Genomic DNA, 16578 nt, shown 5'->3' with positions numbered 1-16578 from the left:
AATGGTGCATCAAAAAAGGAGTAGTTATGCAAACCCCACATTATGTAAAAGGTCATGGTCTGTTGACTAATAAGACCGTGTTGATCACCGCAGCCGCAGGCTCAGGAATCGGTTTCGCAGCAGCGAAAAAGGCAGCAGAAGAGGGCTGTAAGCATTTAATTATCAGTGATATTCATCCGCAGCGAATTGAAGAGGCTGTTGCTCGTATTAAACAAGAAACACCATTGCAATCGGTATTTGGTTTCAGCTGTGACGTCACTCAGCAAGATCAGGTTGATGAACTGATTGACTATGCAATTCGCACCACGGGTGGGGTTGATGTATTGATTAACAACGCGGGCTTAGGCGGTAGCACTAAACTGGTGGAAATGACCGATCAGCAATGGCACAAGGTGATTGATGTTTCGCTCACCGGTACGATGCGAATGATGCGGGCGATTCTGCCACATATGAGTGAACGCCAAACTGGCGTGATCATTAACAATGCCTCGGTGTTGGGATGGCGCGCACAACAAGAGCAAAGTCACTACGCGGCGGCAAAAGCAGGCGTAATGGCGTTAACTCGATGCGTCGCGATGGAAGCTGCCGAGAGTAATGTGCGTATTAATGCAGTAAGCCCGAGTATTGCAATGCACGACTTTTTGAAGAAATCGGCGCCTGAAACGCTACTCAAACATTTGAGTGAAAAAGAAGCGTTCGGTCGAGCTGCTGAAGTGTGGGAAATTGCCAATGTAATGATGTTCCTCGCCAGTGATTACAGCAGTTATATGACCGGTGAAGTCGTTTCGGTAAGCAGTCAGAGAGCATAGCGATGAGTACCGTATTTTCCCATCCCAATGAATTGTTATCGGCCAAGGGTAAAGACTTAGGCCAAACGCCGTGGATTGAGATAGAGCAAAGCCGTATTGATTTATTCGCTGAAGCAACGGGCGACCATCAATGGATTCACGTTGATCCTGAAAAGGCAGCGAAAGGACCTTTTGGCGCTTGTATTGCGCACGGCTACTTAACGTTGTCGTTGGTAAATTACTTTTTACCGCAGTTGGTCGATGTACAAAATATCAGCATGGGCGTTAACTACGGTTGTGACAAAGTTCGCTTTCCAAATTCGGTACCGGTTGGTTCGCGTATTTGTGGGCACGGCCAAATCGTCGACGTCGTTGAAATAAAAGGTGCTATTCAAGTCACCATACGAGTCAGTGTGTTAATTGAAGGTGAGCAGCGTCCCGCTTGTGTCGTTGACACAATATCGCGCTACTACCCTTAAGCCAATGAGAAAAAACAGGATATAAAAATGAGAGAAGCTGTTATTGTCGCCACCGCGCGAACGGCGATAGGCAAGGCCTTTCGAGGCTCGTTAAATGATACCGAAGCCCCTGCAATGGGTGGTCATGTGGTTAAGCATGCACTTGAAAAAGTCGGCATTAAAGGCAATGAGGTCGATGATGTGATCATGGGCGCGGCAGCGCAGCAAGGCACTCAGTCATACAATTTAGGTCGTTTGTGTGCGGTTGCAGCTGGCTTGCCAAATAGCGTTGCGGGTATGGCCATTGAACGTCAGTGTTCATCAGGTCTGATGGCAATTGCCACCGCGGCGAAAAGTATTATGTGCAATGAATACGACATTGCGGTTGCCGGTGGTCTAGAGTCTATTTCGCTGGTTCAGAACAAACACAAAAATGTATATCGCAATCAAGCAGAATGCGTAAAGGAACAGGACCCACACGCCTACATGCCGATGATTGAAACTGCTGAGATTGTTGCTAAGCGCTACGCAATTAGCCGCCAAGAACAAGATGCGTATAGCTTGCTCAGCCAGCAGCGAACAGCAAACGCTCAGCAAGCCGGTTTGTTTGAGGCTGAAATTGCACCATTTACGACTCGTCAAGCGGTGTTTGACAAGGAAACAAAAACCACATCGTATCAGACGGTAACGTTAGACAAAGACGAGTGTAATCGACCGAACACCAGCGAGCAAAGTTTGGCGCAATTAGAACCTGTGTGGCGCGATGGTAACGTCGTTAAGCAGGGCGAATATATCACAGCGGGTAATGCCTCACAATTATCCGATGGCGCTTCAGCCTGTGTGGTAATGGCGCGTGAAGAAGCGGAAAAACGCGGTATTCAACCGCTTGGCATTTATCGCGGTATTGCGGTTGCCGGTTGCGATGCGGATGAAATGGGTATTGGCCCAGTTTACGCCGTGCCAAAACTGCTAGAGCGCCACGGTTTAACGGTAGATGATATAGACCTTTGGGAGCTTAACGAAGCGTTTGCCTGCCAAGTTCTTTATTGCCAAAAAGAGCTCAACATCCCGCTTGAAAAATTAAATGTCAATGGCGGTGCGATTGCTATTGGTCATCCATTTGGCATGTCGGGTTCGCGCATGGTGGGGCATGCGTTGTTAGAAGGTAAGCGCCGCAATGCGAAATATGTTGTGGTTACCATGTGTATCGGTGGTGGCATGGGCGCCGCCGGTTTATTTGAAGTGTGTTAATAGCCTCTCGGTAACCGAAAATAATAAATAAAAAAAGCGAGCCAATTACTCCCTGGCTCGCTTTTTTTATTGTGTCTGTATCCTACTTACAGGGCGTTTTCCAACTCAGGTAGTACCGTAAATAAGTCATCCACTAAACCGTAATCTGCAACCTGAAATATCGGCGCTTCTTCATCTTTGTTGATGGCGACGATCACTTTCGAGTCTTTCATCCCCGCTAAGTGTTGTATCGCGCCCGAAATACCAACGGCGATGTACAAATCAGGGGCAACAATCTTACCGGTTTGGCCTACTTGCATATCGTTGGCAACAAAGCCTGCGTCAACTGCTGCGCGTGAGGCACCAATGGCAGCACCGAGTTTGTCGGCAACCCCCTCTAACAAGCTAAAGTTTTCTCCGTTTTGCATACCTCGGCCACCTGAAACAATAACGTTGGCCGCATTCAGCTCAGGGCGTTCAGATTGATTAAACTGCTGGTCAATAAAACGCGCTTTACTGCTAGCCGTCACTGGCTCAACGACAACTTGTGGCGCTTGGTTGCCGTGCTCGGCAGCATCAAAAGCCGAACTGCGCACGGTGATAACTTTAATTTGATCTGACGATTTAACCGTGGCAATCACATTACCCGCATAGATCGGGCGTTTAAAGGTATTGCTATCGATAACGGCGCAGATATCTGAGATTTGGCAGACGTCAAGACGCGCCGCCACTCGTGGCATGAAGTTTTTACCTGTGGTCGTTGCTGGGGTGATGATGTGTTGATAATTTTCCGCAATTGATAGCACCACCTCTGCGGTGGTTTCAGCTAATTGATGTGCATAATCGCTGTGGTCTAAAACCAAAACTCGCTTAACGCCTGAGATTGTGCAGATTTCGTCGGCAATTGCGTTAAGCAGTTCACCGCAAACTAATACATCGATGTCTGCGCCGATTTGTGATGCGGCGTTAATCGCTTTGTATGTGTCAATTTTCAACGCACCTTGCTGATGCTCTGCAATAACTAATGTACTCATGAAATCACCTTTGCTTGATTTTTTAATTTTGCCACCAGTTCAGCCACATCAGCTACTTTGACACCGGCATCTCGTGTAGGTGGGTTATCAACTTCAACGATAGTAAGCGTTGGTGATAGCGTTAAGCCCAATTCATCGACGTGAATGTGCTCAAGCGGTTTTCGCTTGGCCTTCATAATATTGGGCAGTGATGCGTAACGAGGTTCATTGAGGCGCAAGTCGGTGGTGACCACGGCAGGTAAGTCGAGATTAACTCGCTGCAAGCCACCATCGACCTCACGAGTGACGGTGACCGTTTGTTGATCAATATCGACGTTTGAGGCAAATGTTCCCTGTGGCAGATCACACAATGCTGCCAACATTTGTCCTGTCTGATTGTTATCAGAGTCGATCGCTTGTTTACCGAGAATAATCAAATCCGGTGATTCTTTGGCCACCAATTTAGTTAATATTTTGGCAATGTGAAGTGACTCTAAGTCGTTGTTCGCTTCGACGTGAATGGCTCGGTCGGCACCCAAGGCCAGCGCGGTTCGCAACTGCTCTTGGCATGCTTTATCACCAATAGATACCGCCACAATATCAGTGGCAATACCGCGTTCTTTAAGTCGCACCGCTTCTTCAATAGCAATCTCACAAAATGGGTTAAGTGCCATTTTGACATTGGTTAAATCAACCCCGGATTTATCGGCTTTTACTTTAACCTTGACGTTGTAATCGATCACCCGTTTTACTGGGACCAGAATTTTCATAAATACCCCTTTATCTGCTACTCGCAATCTGGCTAGCGCTGGTAATCAACCTGCCAGGGTAGCGAGATCTAACTGATCTTTAATGTAATCATCGGGCGTTACAAATACCTACCCCAAACGGATTAACTGGCAATGTCGCTAGTGCGCAGATAGCGTTAACGTGATTAATCGGTGGTGATTTGACGTATATAGGGCTGACGTAAAACAACTGTGCTGGCCAAACAAGGCTGCAGTCTAATGTGGCAACAGCCACTATAATAGTGATAGAATTGCGATTATAAAGTGCGCATCTAGTTAGCGCGTTGGTTTGTCGAGGATACACCGTTTACCATGAGATCTTTGCTTTATTTTTTATTATCACTACCTGTGCGTTTATTGGTTAAATGTAAGGTGATTCCCGATACCGCAGACGCGCTTCAGTTAGGTGATAGCCAAGATGTTTTTTACGTTATTCGCCATCAATCAGCTAGTGACTTACTGACCCTGAAAATGGCCTGTAAGTCGTTGAACTTACCCGATCCGTTGGAAAAAGTGGACGTTAACGGTCAAGTGATGGAACGCTGTATTTGCTTGGAGCGACCAAGCTCTATCTTTCCTTGGGTCAAGCCGGCAAAAACCCGTGCATTACCTTCGTCTTTAGCGCTGTTACAGGCTCATTTAAAAGATACCAACCGCGACGCGACACTTATCCCGGCCAACTTGTTGTGGGGGCGTAAGCCTGGTAAGGCAAAGGTCAACGTCAGCGATGTGATCGCCGATGAAGCGTCGCCAAACTTTTTGCGCAAATTTTTTATTGTGCTGTTTTTAGGTCGTGATGCACTGGTGCGTTTTAGCCAGGCGGTCTCGCTGCGCGAGCTGACCGATACGCAAGGTGCAGATGAGGTGGCTGCGCGCAAGTTACTTCGCATGTCGCGCATTCACTTTTTCCGTCAATCTGTTGCCGCGACCGGTCCGCGTTTATTAGACCTAGACCAAAAATTTACCGCCTTGTTTGCCAATCCTGCGATTAAGCAGCTGATCAAAGACGAAGCCAAAGCGAAAGGCAAAAGCGAGCAACAAATAAAACAACAGGCGCGGGATATAATGGAAGAAATCGCCGCTGATTACCGTCCGGTTGTTATTCGTTTAGGCGATCGCGTATTAACTTGGCTTTGGAATCGTTTATACAGTGGGATTGAAGTCAAAAATGGCGACCGCTTGCGCGAATTGTCACAAGCCGGGCATGAAATTATTTATGTGCCGTGTCATCGCTCACATATGGATTACTTATTGCTAACCTATGTGATTTACCAACAAGGGCTAGCAACACCACGAATTGCCGCAGGTATCAATTTAAACTTTTGGCCTGCAGGTCCCATTTTTAGAAAAGCGGGAGCATTTTTCATTCGCCGCAGCTTTCGCGGTAATCGCTTGTACTCGACAATTTTTCGCGAATATCTGGGACTACTGTTCAGCTTGGGCTATCCAGTGAAATACTACACCGAAGGTGGACGCAGCCGCACCGGGCGCTTATTGCAACCAAAGACCGGAATGATAGCGATGACCGTGCAAAGCATGCTTAAAGGCATTGAACGCCCATTGACGCTTGTGCCTGTGTATTTGGGCTATGAGCACGTGATGGAAGTTGCCAGTTACCACAAAGAACTCAAGGGCAGTGGCAAGCAAAAGGAATCGGCATTTGGCGTGGTTAAGGCGATTCGCAAACTGCGCAATTACGGTAAAGGGTATGTAAACTTTGGCGAACCGATCAACCTCAACAGCTATTTATCAGAGCATCAACCGGATTGGAAGCAAAGTATTGATCCGGTAAACCCACCCAAACCTCAGTGGTTGTCGCCCGTGGTCAACAACATTGCTGACCAAGTGATGGTTGAAATCAATAAGGCAGCGGCTCTTAACTCGGTCACGTTAACTGCGTTGATTTTGCTGACATCCGAAAATAAAGCGCTGACTCGCAGCGAGTTGGAATCGCAGCTGGATTTCTTTATCGCGGTGCAAAAAGCGGTTCCGTTTAGCGATCAAATCTACATTCCAGAAGAAAGCGGACGCGAGCTGGTTGATTCGGTGATCACGCTGAATAAAGTCGATGTGATAGACGATAAAATGGGGCAAATTATTTCACTTTCTGAACAGGCGTGTTTGGAAATGAGTTATTATCGCAACAACATTTTACACACCTACATGCTACCGGGCGTGGTGTGCCGTTTATTGAAAACCTACGACAAACTGACTACGGCTGAAATCGATAACAAGGTTGAGCAACTCATGCAGTTAATCAAAGCCGAGTTGTTCTTATGGCAAAGCCATGATGATATTGTGGCCCAAACAGAAGCTTTACTGCATTACTTTGAGCAACAACAGTATATCAAGCAGTCGAAAGCAGGCTACTGGAGCTTAAACAATGACAACAAGGCGATTCACACCTTGAACATTATGGCGGCCACGATTAGTGAAACGGTACAGCGATATGCCGTGGTACTAAAAATTATCAATAGCTCTTCGCCCATTCCGCGTTCTAACTTAGAAAGTGACGCGACTGCGTTGGCTGAGCGGATGTCGACTCTACACAATATCAACGCGCCAGAATTTATTGATAAAAAAGCCCAGACTGCGGTGGTTAATGCGCTGCGCAACTACGAATACATCGAATCGAATGAACAGGGCAATTTCATCGGCACCAGTAAATTGGCTGAGCTCAATGAGACCATAGAGCACTTAATCGAACCAAGAGTACTGCAAAGCATTTTGCATTCTTAATACAGTGCATATCATTCGAGTTGATCAAAAAGGAGCAATTGATATTGCTCCTTTTTTTGTTTTTGCGGTGATTGTTGATCTGGATCAGAGTCTTTAGTCGCCAGTTTTTCTATGCTGTAAGCGAATAAACCATTGTTAGAAGTGTGGAATAAGTTATGAATAATATAGGCTTTTTACTTAACGATCCGGTTATTTGGTTTGCCTTCGGCGGTTTGCTGACAGTGCTCGCCATTTGTAGTTTTTACGTTTACTTTTTTATGAGCAAAGTCAGTGCCGATAGCTAACAATTAGCGGGCAAAACTTCAATTATCAGCTCAATTATTAGCGTGGCTATTGACGCATTCCGCTCGAGCCGCGCTGACCAATCCCTCTCGTTAGTTAGCGACTAAAACTAAAAATTTTTAATATATAACAAAGTATTAGTTACTATTTCAGTCAATTTACGCAATAGTAGATCACCATAGCGCAATAACTGTTAAGTTTATCGCTTGCGTTGCTCGCTACGTCTTGCATTTTCAACTGACGCGGTTAATATCTGTTTTATAATAATAAAAGGATGTATATGGTTATGTGGTTACAGAAGTTAATAATCGGCAAAAGTGGGCTCTCTAAGCTGATATTGACGTTTTGCTGTAGCATGTGGTTATTGATGCCACATGCAGTTGACGCCAAAATTATTGGCAATACGGTTGATAAAAAATACGAATACAGTTTTAAAGGCCAACAGTACGAAGTTATCGCCGGTCAATTTGAATTGGGCTTAGACCCAAAGCACCATGCTAACCAAGCGATTGTAGACTTGTCGTTGGCTAAGACGAATGCCAGTGGGTTTGTAACCGCGAGCGCCAATTATTTAATTATCCAAAATAAGAACCCTGAGCAGCGCAAAGGCGCCTTAGTTGAAGTCTCTAATCGAGGCTCCAAGGCATCCCTGCGTTACTTTAACTTTGCCTCTAGCAGCGATATACCATCGTCGTCAATGCACCTTGGCGATGGTTTAATTCAAGAACTTGGTTTGTCGCTTGTTTGGGTTGGTTGGCAAGGCGATGTTAAAGCATCGGATAAACATATCATGCGCGCGCAATTGCCTCGTGTTACTGGACAAACTGGTTGGGTGCGCAGTGACTGGACGGTCGATAGCGCCAAATCTCTGCTGTCTCTCGCTCACCGCCCCAATGTAATCGAAACCGTTTACCCCGTTGATTTTGCGCAACAGCAAGAAGCTTGGTTAACTTATCGGGTCAGTCGAGATGGTCTAAAGAGCATTGTCTCTAGAGAAGATTGGCAGTTTAGCTCTGACGGCAAGTCGATAGCTGGGCGTTTTGAGCCAGGTATTTACGAGTTGATTTACCCTGCCAAAGATCCTCTAGTTGCCGGAATTGGATTGGCAATTATCCGCGACACGGCGGACTATTTAAAGCAAGCGAGTAGCCCGTTTAAGGTCGATAAAACCATTGCTTTTGGGGTCTCGCAAACAGGTCGCTTTTTACGTCAGTTTCTCTATCAAGGCTTCAACGAAACTGAAACCGGCAGTAAAGCGTTCGATGGCATGTTAATTCATACGGCTGGTGCGGGACGCGGCAGTTTTAATCACCGCTTTGCACAGCCATCTCGCGATGGCCATCGGATGTCAGCATTTTTCTATCCCACTGATATTTTTCCATTTACCAGTGAGCGAACTCGTTCGCCAATCACCAACAAGAAAGACGGTCTGCTAAAACAACATCACGATCCGTTTTATCCGAATATCTTTTATACCAATACGGGATATGAGTACTGGGGACGCGCTGCTGCCCTTATTCACACTAAAGGTGTCCACGATGTGGAGCCATTAGACAACGAGCGCATTTATCACTTGGCATCGACGCAGCATTATGTAGAAGACCAACAAGCGCTAACGCCAATAGAGCAAAGCGATAACCTATTCCAAGGTAATCCAATTGATTTTCGCGTACAACTCAGGGCATTGTTAACTCATTTAAGTGATTGGGTTATTGACTCAAAACTGCCGCCTAACAGCGCTTACCCCAAGTACGCTGATCACACCTTGACGCCATTCTCTCATTACCAATTACCGGCTTGGTTAGGCGTGCAAAAACCGTTCAAACCACACACGGCTTACGCACTGGACTACGGCAAAGACTGGTCTAAAGGGATTATTACCAATCAGCCGCCTATGGTGCTCGCAGAAATTGTGCCAAGTGTAGCCAAGGTCGATACCAATGGACACGAGTTGGGCGGTATTCGCCATCCACTTATTGAGGCTCCCATTGCCACGTTTATTCCTTGGAGCTTGCGTTACGGCTTGTTTGCCAGTGAAGAGATGAGTGATTTTAGAGGCGCTACCCGACGTTGGCCTAAGGATAAGATCATTACCCGTTATCAAAATCGCCAAGCATACATCAGCCATATAAATCTGATTGCGCAACAAAGTGTGAAACAGGGTTGGCTTTTAGCTCGCGATCTCCCTAGAGTTCAAAAGCAAGCGTCTTGGTTATGGGAATGGAGTATGTCGCAGCCAGAGCCGATTATCTCGGTCGTGAAAAAAACAGAGCCAGCGACCAAACAACCATAAGTTACTCTAGGCCCTGTTGACCTTTGTTGTGTGTGTTTGGCTCAATTGGCGTTAATTAACTGTCGATTTTATTGGGGCAAAATCCGTGAGCGTGAAACAGACACTCAAAATTTAATAAAAACAATATGATCATAAAGGAATATAAATGAAATCATTGAGCTTACCAATTTTAGTTTTATCCACGTGTATTTTTTCAACTACAGCAAATTCACAGACAAGTAATTTCTATTTAGGTGGATTAATTGGTCAAGCTAATTATGATTTACCTACTCATGAGTTTTTGGCTGATGGTGAAGACGATTCAGATACTTCATTTAAAGCAATTGTAGGTTATAAATACAATCAATATTTAGGGTTAGAAGGCGGTTATTTAAGTTTAGGAGAATTAAAGTTTTCCGAGTTATATAGTCTAGCTATCCCAAGTTATCCTGGAGTACCAATTGAAACGTTTGATAATCAAATAAGTGGCTCCTTAGAAGTTGATGGATACATCCTTAATGCTGTTGTTTCTTATCCTGTTTTAGATAAGTTTTCGCTGTATGCCAAAGCAGGTGTTTTTATGTGGGACACTGACTTCAATAGTACATTAAATCAAATATCTAATAATCCTGAGATACCAAGTCAAAGTTATTCTTTGTCAGATTCAAATGACGGTTCTGATTTATTTTATGGAGCAGGGGTTTCTTATGAATGGAATAGGATTTCACTGCGGGTTGAGTATGAGTTATTTGATGTAGACGGTGATGAAGTAGATTCACTATCTATCGGAGCAACGTATAATTTTTAACTACTTAGATAGTTAAAAACGCAGTTTAAACTCTATCGAGCATCTATGTTTCTGATGTTTAACCATTCAGTCAAGCTAAATGTTCTTTCGTTGTAATAACGTTCGACATCTTTCATAGCTGACCGCTGTTGGTAGGTTTGCATCGGTCGTAGTTAGAGCGTAAGTTATTGATTAATACATGCACTGACGAACGGCTGTTGCGAGCGATCAACGGTCGGTTTAGTAATACCGATAATTATCATTTAATAAAACGTGGAATAATTCCGTGTTTCATGGATATTTCCACTTATTGCAACTGTTATGAGGATCAAAAGAGTGTTAGAGGACGTCAAGAATGCTTTTCATTTTGCGTTTGACAAATTCAGCCCGATTTTGGTCGGATGGACAATCGGCTTATATTTCTTAGGCGCTTTTTCATCTCCTGAGAATATTGACAATACTCATATAGCAAATTTTGATCGCTTTATAACCCTTTGTTTAATTTGTTTTGGTTTAGCCTTTTTATTTAAGCTTTTTAAGTTGCGCAGATCCCCATAACAAGGCAATAAAGTCATGGACGCAAAACAGTTGGCTGCGCTCGTGCCTCGCTTATTTTAGCCAACTATTTTGCGCCACTTATTGAGGTGTTATTACCTCGAAACCAGCGTATATTAGCAATTGCTAACGGGCAGAAAATGGCACTTTTCGGCCGGTCAAGCTACATCGAAACTGAAGGAGATCCCATCCAAAAGCATGATGGGATGACGCTGAATTGTTTGTAATTATTTGAGCGACTCTGACTGGCACAAAGCTGCCTATCAAAGCCACATTAAAATGAATAGAGATCCCATCTTCGGCAACTGCTCCATGCGTTGCTCTAACTCCAGCATCCTTGCAGTCGAAAAACATGATGGGATGACGGCATTATTTTTCTGGTTGTTTGATCAGCATAACCCATGCCTTGGCGTAATCGGGGAGGTGCTTGTTTGCCTCGTGATAATCACTCCATCCAGCGTAACTATCGACTAACAAATCCAATTGAAATAAATTATTGTCGAACGCTCCACCGGTATCGGCCAAAACAGCCATTTGGCTGGTTGAACGGCCGTTTGCTTGGTAATTAATCATGATTAATTTGCCCAAACCAAGTTGAGTGACATTACCGGCAAAGGTGACATGCGGGCGCACTTCAATTTTATCTTCTAACCTATCGCCGTAGCCCATGATGCCGGGTACTTCAGCAAAATACCAATAGCGTTGTTGTTCGCGTTTACCCAGCGCGTAATCGTATTCAATGCCATTGTTACGGTGTACGTTAAAGTAGCGGGTACGGCCATTGACATCAAGCACCCCGGTACCTTGTAACAATACGTCGTGTAAGGCTTCTTCGCTTAGCCATACCAAGGGTTGCGCAAGCTTATTTGCCAACAAAGCTCCATCGATAATTTGCTGACGAGTATATTTAAAGCGAGTTAGCGAGTTAGACTGAGCGAGCGCTTGTTGCTTACTCAAACCTTGCTCATCAAACGGCAAGGCATACAGTGCCTGTGGGTACTGTTTTGATTTTTGTTCACTGGCGGTTAACCGCTTGGTGTAATATTTAGTTATAAATAATTGGTCGCTCGGAATATCGTTTAGCATGCGTTGCTTCGCGTCATTGAGGCTTTTGCTGGCAATGTGAGAAGCGGTTGTCTTATCTGGGTACCAACGATAAAAGTCAAAGTGCTGCTTGATAAAGTTGACATCGTGTAAGCGACTCGGTTGGTTATTGCGCACATCAAAGCGATAGGTATCGCAAATAAATTGCAGTGTGCGTTGTACTCGAGCAAGGGTTACACCTTGGTCAAATACATGTCCCTGATGTACGCTTTGTTTGTCTCTGCTGGCCAATTCAGGGTTTTGCAGATAGGCATTGGTATTATCGGCAACAAAGCACAGGTCACTGACTTTTTGTAGCGTCATCTGGCCAATGTCTGGGTTGTTTTCTAGTTCAAATCGAGGGCCATTGGCCCAACCTAAAAAGCTGATGCTAGCAATCGCTAGCATCAATACTGATTGCTTTAACACTTAATTTAATTCCCGATAGATTCGATTGGCTTGCTGGTGTTCGCCTTGCTCTTCAAGTAAACGCGCGTAGGTGAGTAAATCGGCTTTGTCTCGCCTAATTTTAAATAAACTAACAAATGCCTTTTGCGCTTTGTCAATTTGCTTGTCGGCATAGCACAGGTGGGCAAGCGCACTTAACCACACCGGGTTATCGGGATTCTTTTGCAACAGCTTTTGAATACTATCAATAACGTGCTGGGCGTGACGCACTGGTAACGTTTTCAAGGCGTTGATAAAGTGAGTTGAAGACTTGCGATTGATGTGAGGTAGCACCAACCCTTCAAAGTCTTTACTCAGTCCGTTGGCAATTAAGGTATCAGCGTAGGCTAATACCACGCCTTCACTTTGTTTTTCCTTGCGCGATAAGCTTTGATAATGTGAACTGACGGCATCAATGCTCTTGTCGCGAGTAAGTTGGTCATAGAGCCCTTTATAGGCGGCATATTCAAGTTCGTACAAAGTCTCAGTTGAGATATCTTTGCGTTTTCTCAGACGCTTTAAACCATCGAGTGCCGCATTGTAGTTGTCCAGAGCGGTGTTAATGTCAATGTCCAGGGCAATCAACCGAGTATCGTGACCAATTAGTGTGTGGTTATCGTTGAGTAACTGTCGTGCTTTGTCAAAATAGCCTAACTGCATTTGTAATTTGGCCGTTAGCAACAAGCTTTCGATGCTAAAATCTTGCTTGGCATCAGGGTGCTCAACCAATAATTGCAAGTAGTTTTGTGTATTGGCATTGTTGTTTAACGCATCACTTGATTTTGCCGCGAATAGCCAAGCGGTATTGCTAAATTGTACCTTTTCAGCGCTGTTAGCAAGCAGTGTTTCAGCATTTTGATAATCGCCAAGAAGATATGCACCAAGACCTTGTTGAAACGCTTTGTTCGCTTTCGCTTCGTTTGAAAACAACAGCTTGCGCCATGTCGATGAAGTCATCTTCCAACCAAAGCGAATGATTGAAATTAATAATAACCCAACGATAGTACCGATAACTAACATCAACAAAGCGCTAACCACGGTCATTTCAATGGTTAAATTACCCATGGCTATTAGGATGTAGCCTTTTTCATCGATCAAAAATGGCGCGACGGCAATAGCCGTTAGCAGAGCGAGGACAAGTAATATTTTTTTCATTAACTATCGCCCTCAGATGATGCAGACGGCAATGACTCGGCCTGCTTTTCTTTTGCTGCTGGCGTTTGCTTGAGGCCGTTACCGTCCAATAGTTTTCTCAATGCTTGTTGCGATTGCAGTTGTTGAGGGTAGTCAACGGTCACTGGTTTGACACTTAACTCAATTAAGCGGGCGTTAAAGCGCTGTGTCTTAGCCTCGGTCATATCGAAATAATCACTTAGCCATTGACTGATACTTTGCATGGTTTGCTGATACAGTTCAGTTTCACCTTTTGCAGCCGCCCACTGCGCAAGTTGAAACTTCAGCTGCATATTTTGGATCAAGTTTTGACTTTGATCAGCCGCCAACAACGGCTCAACATTGCCTTGGCGGTAGCTAATGGTGATAAATTCACGCTTGAATTTACGCCAACTCTTGGCCAAGTTCTCTCGCCAGTCACTGACGTCTTCACTCAGTGCATTACTGGTTGTGGTTTCGATCGATTGCGGAACCTGCGCAGACGACAGAGGTAATTGATCAACTTGTTCGCTTAATGCCATTAACGCCAGGATCAAATCACCTCTATCCAATGCCGGTAACGTTGCCAGTGATTCAATGTCCTTGTGCAGTAATTCCCGAATAGAGTACAAACGCGGATCTTTCAGTTCTACAAGGCGCGCATTGGCATCTTTTAACAGGCTAATTGCCGTGGCGGTATCTTTTTCTAGCCACAGTACGCGGCCGGCCATGCGTGCGAGATACTCCGCCTCGGTAATTTGCCAATTTTGCGGTTGGCGCTCAAGTAATTGACTAATTTGTGCTTCGAGCTCGGCGAGGCGATTTTTGTTGCGTTGTTCAACATCGCTAATAACGTCACTAACTTGCTGCTGTTGTGCCTTTTTCATCGTCGCTAGCTGTTGTTCCACCGTTTGCGTTAATTGTTCAATGCGCTGCTGACTTGCACTGCTCACTTGTTGCTGTGTTTGTGTGAGTTGCTGATTTTGAAAATAGTACAGGCCACCGACACCACCAATGGCAGATAACGCTAACAGCAATGCCAATATCGCCGTTTTTGAGGTGGTTGATTGATTACTGGCCTTATTAGTTGCAGCACGAACGCTATCATTTGCCTCTACACTCAGGTTTTTTTTGTTGGTTTTTTCCTGGCCGCGACTCGGTTGCTTGGTCGATGATTCGGTTGATGGACCTGATTGCGGTGAAATATTTGATTTTGCTTGAGCCGCCATTTTCGCCGCATCGGCAGCACTTACTTTTTTGTTGTCGTTGTCGGCTGATGGTGACGGCTTGTCGTTGTCTTTACTTGTCATGCGTATTTTCCGTTAGCTGTTCGGTTATGCTCGCCAATATACTGGTATGGCTTGCCCCTTGGCTATTGATAACCTTCTTCAAACCTAACTGCTCTGCCCGCTGTTTGCAGCGCTGGCTTACGACTATCCAACTGCACTGATTGGCAAATGCCAAGTCATCTATTAAAGATAGTGTCTTTTCAAGTAGTTGGCTTGATGTCACTACAATACAATTAATTTTCTGTTTACGCCATTTATCAATCGTTTGTTGTTCTGATAATGTTAACCATTGACGTTGGTACACTTCAGTATAGGTGACATTTGCGCCCCGATCGGTTAACTGCTCGTGTAACAATTCGCGACCGCCGTTGCCGCGTACAATGACAATGCGTTTTTGCGCTACGTGATGCAGTGATGTGAGTTCGAGCAGACCTTCACTAGTCTCCACCAAAGGCGTCTCAATGTCGCTGATTCCCGCATCGCTTAACTGCTTGGCCGTTGCTGCACCGACACTGATTACTTTGGCATGGTTAAAAATGTGTCGAGGTAATAGGTCGACGCCAAATTGAGCTGCCGCAGGACTGATAAAAATTAGGATATCTGGCGGTTGCTGGCTCAGTGAATGCCATTGATGTTGATCGATAGGCAAAGGTTGTATGTGTAGTAAAGGACAGATTTCAATGAGGTTGGCAACAGGAGCGAGCACGGTTGCTAGCTCCTGTGATTTTGGCTGAGGCCGAGTGATCAGGATGTTGAGATTATTGTTCGCCATACACCTGTTTTAATATAGTATCTGCTCCTAGATCAAGCAGTTGTTGAGCCAGCTGTTCACCAAGTGCCTCTGCGTCGTTAACACCGCCGCTGATCTCGGCCTCTAGAATGCGGCTACCGTCGATAGCACCGACTAAACCGCGCAAATAAAGGGTCTCGCCATCCATAGTTGCATAGCTGCCAATCGGGACCTGGCAACCGCCTTGCAGGGCGCGATTCATTGCGCGTTCAGCTAATACGCGATGACGTGTTTCACTGTGCTCCAGCGGTGCTAATAAAGCCTTGACGCGCTCGTCGTCGGTGCGACACTCAATACCAACAGCACCTTGACCATTTGCCGGAAGCATGATCTCTGGTTCAATGTATTGGCGAATACGCTCTGCCATTTCCAAGCGAATTAAGCCTGCCGCGGCTAAAATAATCGCATCGTATTGGCCGTCGTCAAGCTTCGCCAAGCGGGTATTGACATTACCGCGCAAGTCTCGAACATCGAGATCTGGACGCATCGCTTTTATTTGACACTGGCGACGCAGGCTCGAAGTACCCACTATCGCGCCTTGTGGTAGTTGCTCAAAGCTCGCTATGTGATTTGAGACAAAGGCATCGCGAGGGTCTTCTCGCTCACAAATAACGTGCAGCCCCAGCCCATCGGGAAAGTCGACTGGTACATCTTTCATCGAGTGCACAGCAATATCGGCCTTGCCTTCGAGCATCGCGACTTCCAGCTCTTTTACAAATAGGCCTTTCCCGCCAACTTTCGACAACGGTGAATCGAGTATGATGTCACCCTTAGTCACCATAGGTAGCAGCTCTACGATTAAGTCGGGATGGTAGTGTTCAAGTCGTGCTTTCACATATTCGGCCTGCCACAGGGCCAAAGCACTTTTACGGGTGGCAATTTTTAATGTCTGTTTCATCATCTCT

The 16578-nt window shown here is 45.3% G+C and carries 14 protein-coding genes; 7 read left to right on the top strand and 7 right to left on the bottom strand.

The window, feature by feature from the left end:
- The first annotated feature begins 26 nt into the window (after positions 1-26).
- Genes ACAY30_RS13630 through ACAY30_RS13620 form a run of 3 tightly spaced genes read left to right on the top strand, consistent with a single transcriptional unit; the run spans position 27 to position 2497 of the window.
- Complete coding sequence (locus tag ACAY30_RS13630) at positions 27-809, top strand: SDR family oxidoreductase (RefSeq protein ID WP_290252644.1); 783 nt, start codon at positions 27-29, stop codon at positions 807-809.
- 2 nt (positions 810-811) lie between these two features.
- Positions 812-1267, top strand: coding sequence for a MaoC family dehydratase (locus ACAY30_RS13625; protein WP_290252643.1), 456 nt, complete (start codon positions 812-814; stop codon positions 1265-1267).
- A 27-nt stretch (positions 1268-1294) separates the two neighbouring features.
- Positions 1295-2497, top strand: a complete 1203-nt coding sequence (locus ACAY30_RS13620) for an acetyl-CoA C-acyltransferase (RefSeq protein WP_290252642.1) — start codon at positions 1295-1297, stop codon at positions 2495-2497.
- Between the two features lie 86 nt (positions 2498-2583).
- On the opposite strand, the gene ACAY30_RS13615 is transcribed toward ACAY30_RS13620, so the two are convergent.
- Positions 2584-3510: an electron transfer flavoprotein subunit alpha/FixB family protein gene (locus ACAY30_RS13615; protein ID WP_290252641.1), complete on the bottom strand. Its 927-nt coding sequence runs from the start codon at positions 3508-3510 to the stop codon at positions 2584-2586.
- Complete coding sequence (locus tag ACAY30_RS13610; protein ID WP_290252640.1) at positions 3507-4259, bottom strand: electron transfer flavoprotein subunit beta/FixA family protein; 753 nt, start codon at positions 4257-4259, stop codon at positions 3507-3509. The genes ACAY30_RS13615 and ACAY30_RS13610 overlap by 4 nt, the downstream gene beginning before the upstream one ends.
- 330 nt (positions 4260-4589) lie before the next feature.
- Between ACAY30_RS13610 and plsB the strand changes: the two genes are divergently transcribed.
- The 4 genes from plsB (at position 4590) to ACAY30_RS13590 (ending at position 10378) form a co-directional block, all read left to right on the top strand.
- The gene (plsB, locus tag ACAY30_RS13605) at positions 4590-7016 is read left to right on the top strand and encodes a glycerol-3-phosphate 1-O-acyltransferase PlsB (RefSeq protein ID WP_290252639.1); all 2427 of its coding nucleotides are present in this window, start codon (positions 4590-4592) and stop codon (positions 7014-7016) included.
- 155 nt (positions 7017-7171) lie between these two features.
- The gene (locus tag ACAY30_RS13600; RefSeq protein WP_290252638.1) at positions 7172-7300 is read left to right on the top strand and encodes a hypothetical protein; all 129 of its coding nucleotides are present in this window, start codon (positions 7172-7174) and stop codon (positions 7298-7300) included.
- Between the two features lie 284 nt (positions 7301-7584).
- Positions 7585-9591 carry an alpha/beta hydrolase domain-containing protein gene (locus tag ACAY30_RS13595; RefSeq protein ID WP_290252637.1) on the top strand — a complete coding sequence of 669 codons (2007 nt, stop codon included), beginning with the start codon at positions 7585-7587 and terminating at the stop codon, positions 9589-9591.
- Between the two features lie 145 nt (positions 9592-9736).
- Entirely contained in the window at positions 9737-10378 is a 642-nt protein-coding gene (locus ACAY30_RS13590) for an outer membrane beta-barrel protein (RefSeq protein ID WP_290252636.1), read from the top strand.
- 903 nt (positions 10379-11281) lie between these two features.
- Here the strand turns inward: ACAY30_RS13590 and ACAY30_RS13585 are convergent.
- Genes ACAY30_RS13585 through hemC form a run of 5 tightly spaced genes read right to left on the bottom strand, consistent with a single transcriptional unit; the run spans position 11282 to position 16574 of the window.
- The gene (locus ACAY30_RS13585; protein ID WP_290251628.1) at positions 11282-12424 is read right to left on the bottom strand and encodes an MltA domain-containing protein; all 1143 of its coding nucleotides are present in this window, start codon (positions 12422-12424) and stop codon (positions 11282-11284) included.
- Positions 12425-13597 (bottom strand): heme biosynthesis HemY N-terminal domain-containing protein, encoded by a 1173-nt coding sequence (locus tag ACAY30_RS13580; RefSeq protein ID WP_290251629.1) that lies wholly within the window; start codon positions 13595-13597, stop codon positions 12425-12427.
- Complete coding sequence (locus ACAY30_RS13575) at positions 13597-14904, bottom strand: uroporphyrinogen-III C-methyltransferase (protein ID WP_290251630.1); 1308 nt, start codon at positions 14902-14904, stop codon at positions 13597-13599. The genes ACAY30_RS13580 and ACAY30_RS13575 overlap by 1 nt, the downstream gene beginning before the upstream one ends.
- Entirely contained in the window at positions 14894-15655 is a 762-nt protein-coding gene (locus tag ACAY30_RS13570; protein ID WP_290251631.1) for a uroporphyrinogen-III synthase, read from the bottom strand. The genes ACAY30_RS13575 and ACAY30_RS13570 overlap by 11 nt, the downstream gene beginning before the upstream one ends.
- Positions 15642-16574, bottom strand: a complete 933-nt coding sequence (gene hemC, locus ACAY30_RS13565) for a hydroxymethylbilane synthase (protein ID WP_290251632.1) — start codon at positions 16572-16574, stop codon at positions 15642-15644. The genes ACAY30_RS13570 and hemC overlap by 14 nt, the downstream gene beginning before the upstream one ends.
- Positions 16575-16578 lie beyond the last annotated feature (4 nt).

It is taken from the genome of Thalassotalea ponticola (assembly GCF_041379045.1).
Lineage (GTDB): Bacteria > Pseudomonadota > Gammaproteobacteria > Enterobacterales > Alteromonadaceae > Thalassotalea_A > Thalassotalea_A ponticola.
Note: the sequence above shows the minus strand (reverse complement) of the source record. Positions and strands in the feature narration are given on the sequence as shown.

Bases quoted from the DNA above. Each gene is read 5' to 3' on its own strand.
- ACAY30_RS13630 (WP_290252644.1), top strand. From the start codon at position 27: ATGCAAACCCCACATTATGTAAAAGGTCATGGTCTGTTGACTAATAAG.
- ACAY30_RS13625 (WP_290252643.1), top strand. From the start codon at position 812: ATGAGTACCGTATTTTCCCATCCCAATGAATTGTTATCGGCCAAGGGT.
- ACAY30_RS13620 (WP_290252642.1), top strand. From the start codon at position 1,295: ATGAGAGAAGCTGTTATTGTCGCCACCGCGCGAACGGCGATAGGCAAG.
- ACAY30_RS13615 (WP_290252641.1), bottom strand. From the start codon at position 3,510: ATGAGTACATTAGTTATTGCAGAGCATCAGCAAGGTGCGTTGAAAATT.
- ACAY30_RS13610 (WP_290252640.1), bottom strand. From the start codon at position 4,259: ATGAAAATTCTGGTCCCAGTAAAACGGGTGATCGATTACAACGTCAAG.
- plsB (WP_290252639.1), top strand. From the start codon at position 4,590: ATGAGATCTTTGCTTTATTTTTTATTATCACTACCTGTGCGTTTATTG.
- ACAY30_RS13600 (WP_290252638.1), top strand. From the start codon at position 7,172: ATGAATAATATAGGCTTTTTACTTAACGATCCGGTTATTTGGTTTGCC.
- ACAY30_RS13595 (WP_290252637.1), top strand. From the start codon at position 7,585: ATGTGGTTACAGAAGTTAATAATCGGCAAAAGTGGGCTCTCTAAGCTG.
- ACAY30_RS13590 (WP_290252636.1), top strand. From the start codon at position 9,737: ATGAAATCATTGAGCTTACCAATTTTAGTTTTATCCACGTGTATTTTT.
- ACAY30_RS13580 (WP_290251629.1), bottom strand. From the start codon at position 13,597: ATGAAAAAAATATTACTTGTCCTCGCTCTGCTAACGGCTATTGCCGTC.
- ACAY30_RS13575 (WP_290251630.1), bottom strand. From the start codon at position 14,904: ATGACAAGTAAAGACAACGACAAGCCGTCACCATCAGCCGACAACGAC.
- ACAY30_RS13570 (WP_290251631.1), bottom strand. From the start codon at position 15,655: ATGGCGAACAATAATCTCAACATCCTGATCACTCGGCCTCAGCCAAAA.
- hemC (WP_290251632.1), bottom strand. From the start codon at position 16,574: ATGATGAAACAGACATTAAAAATTGCCACCCGTAAAAGTGCTTTGGCC.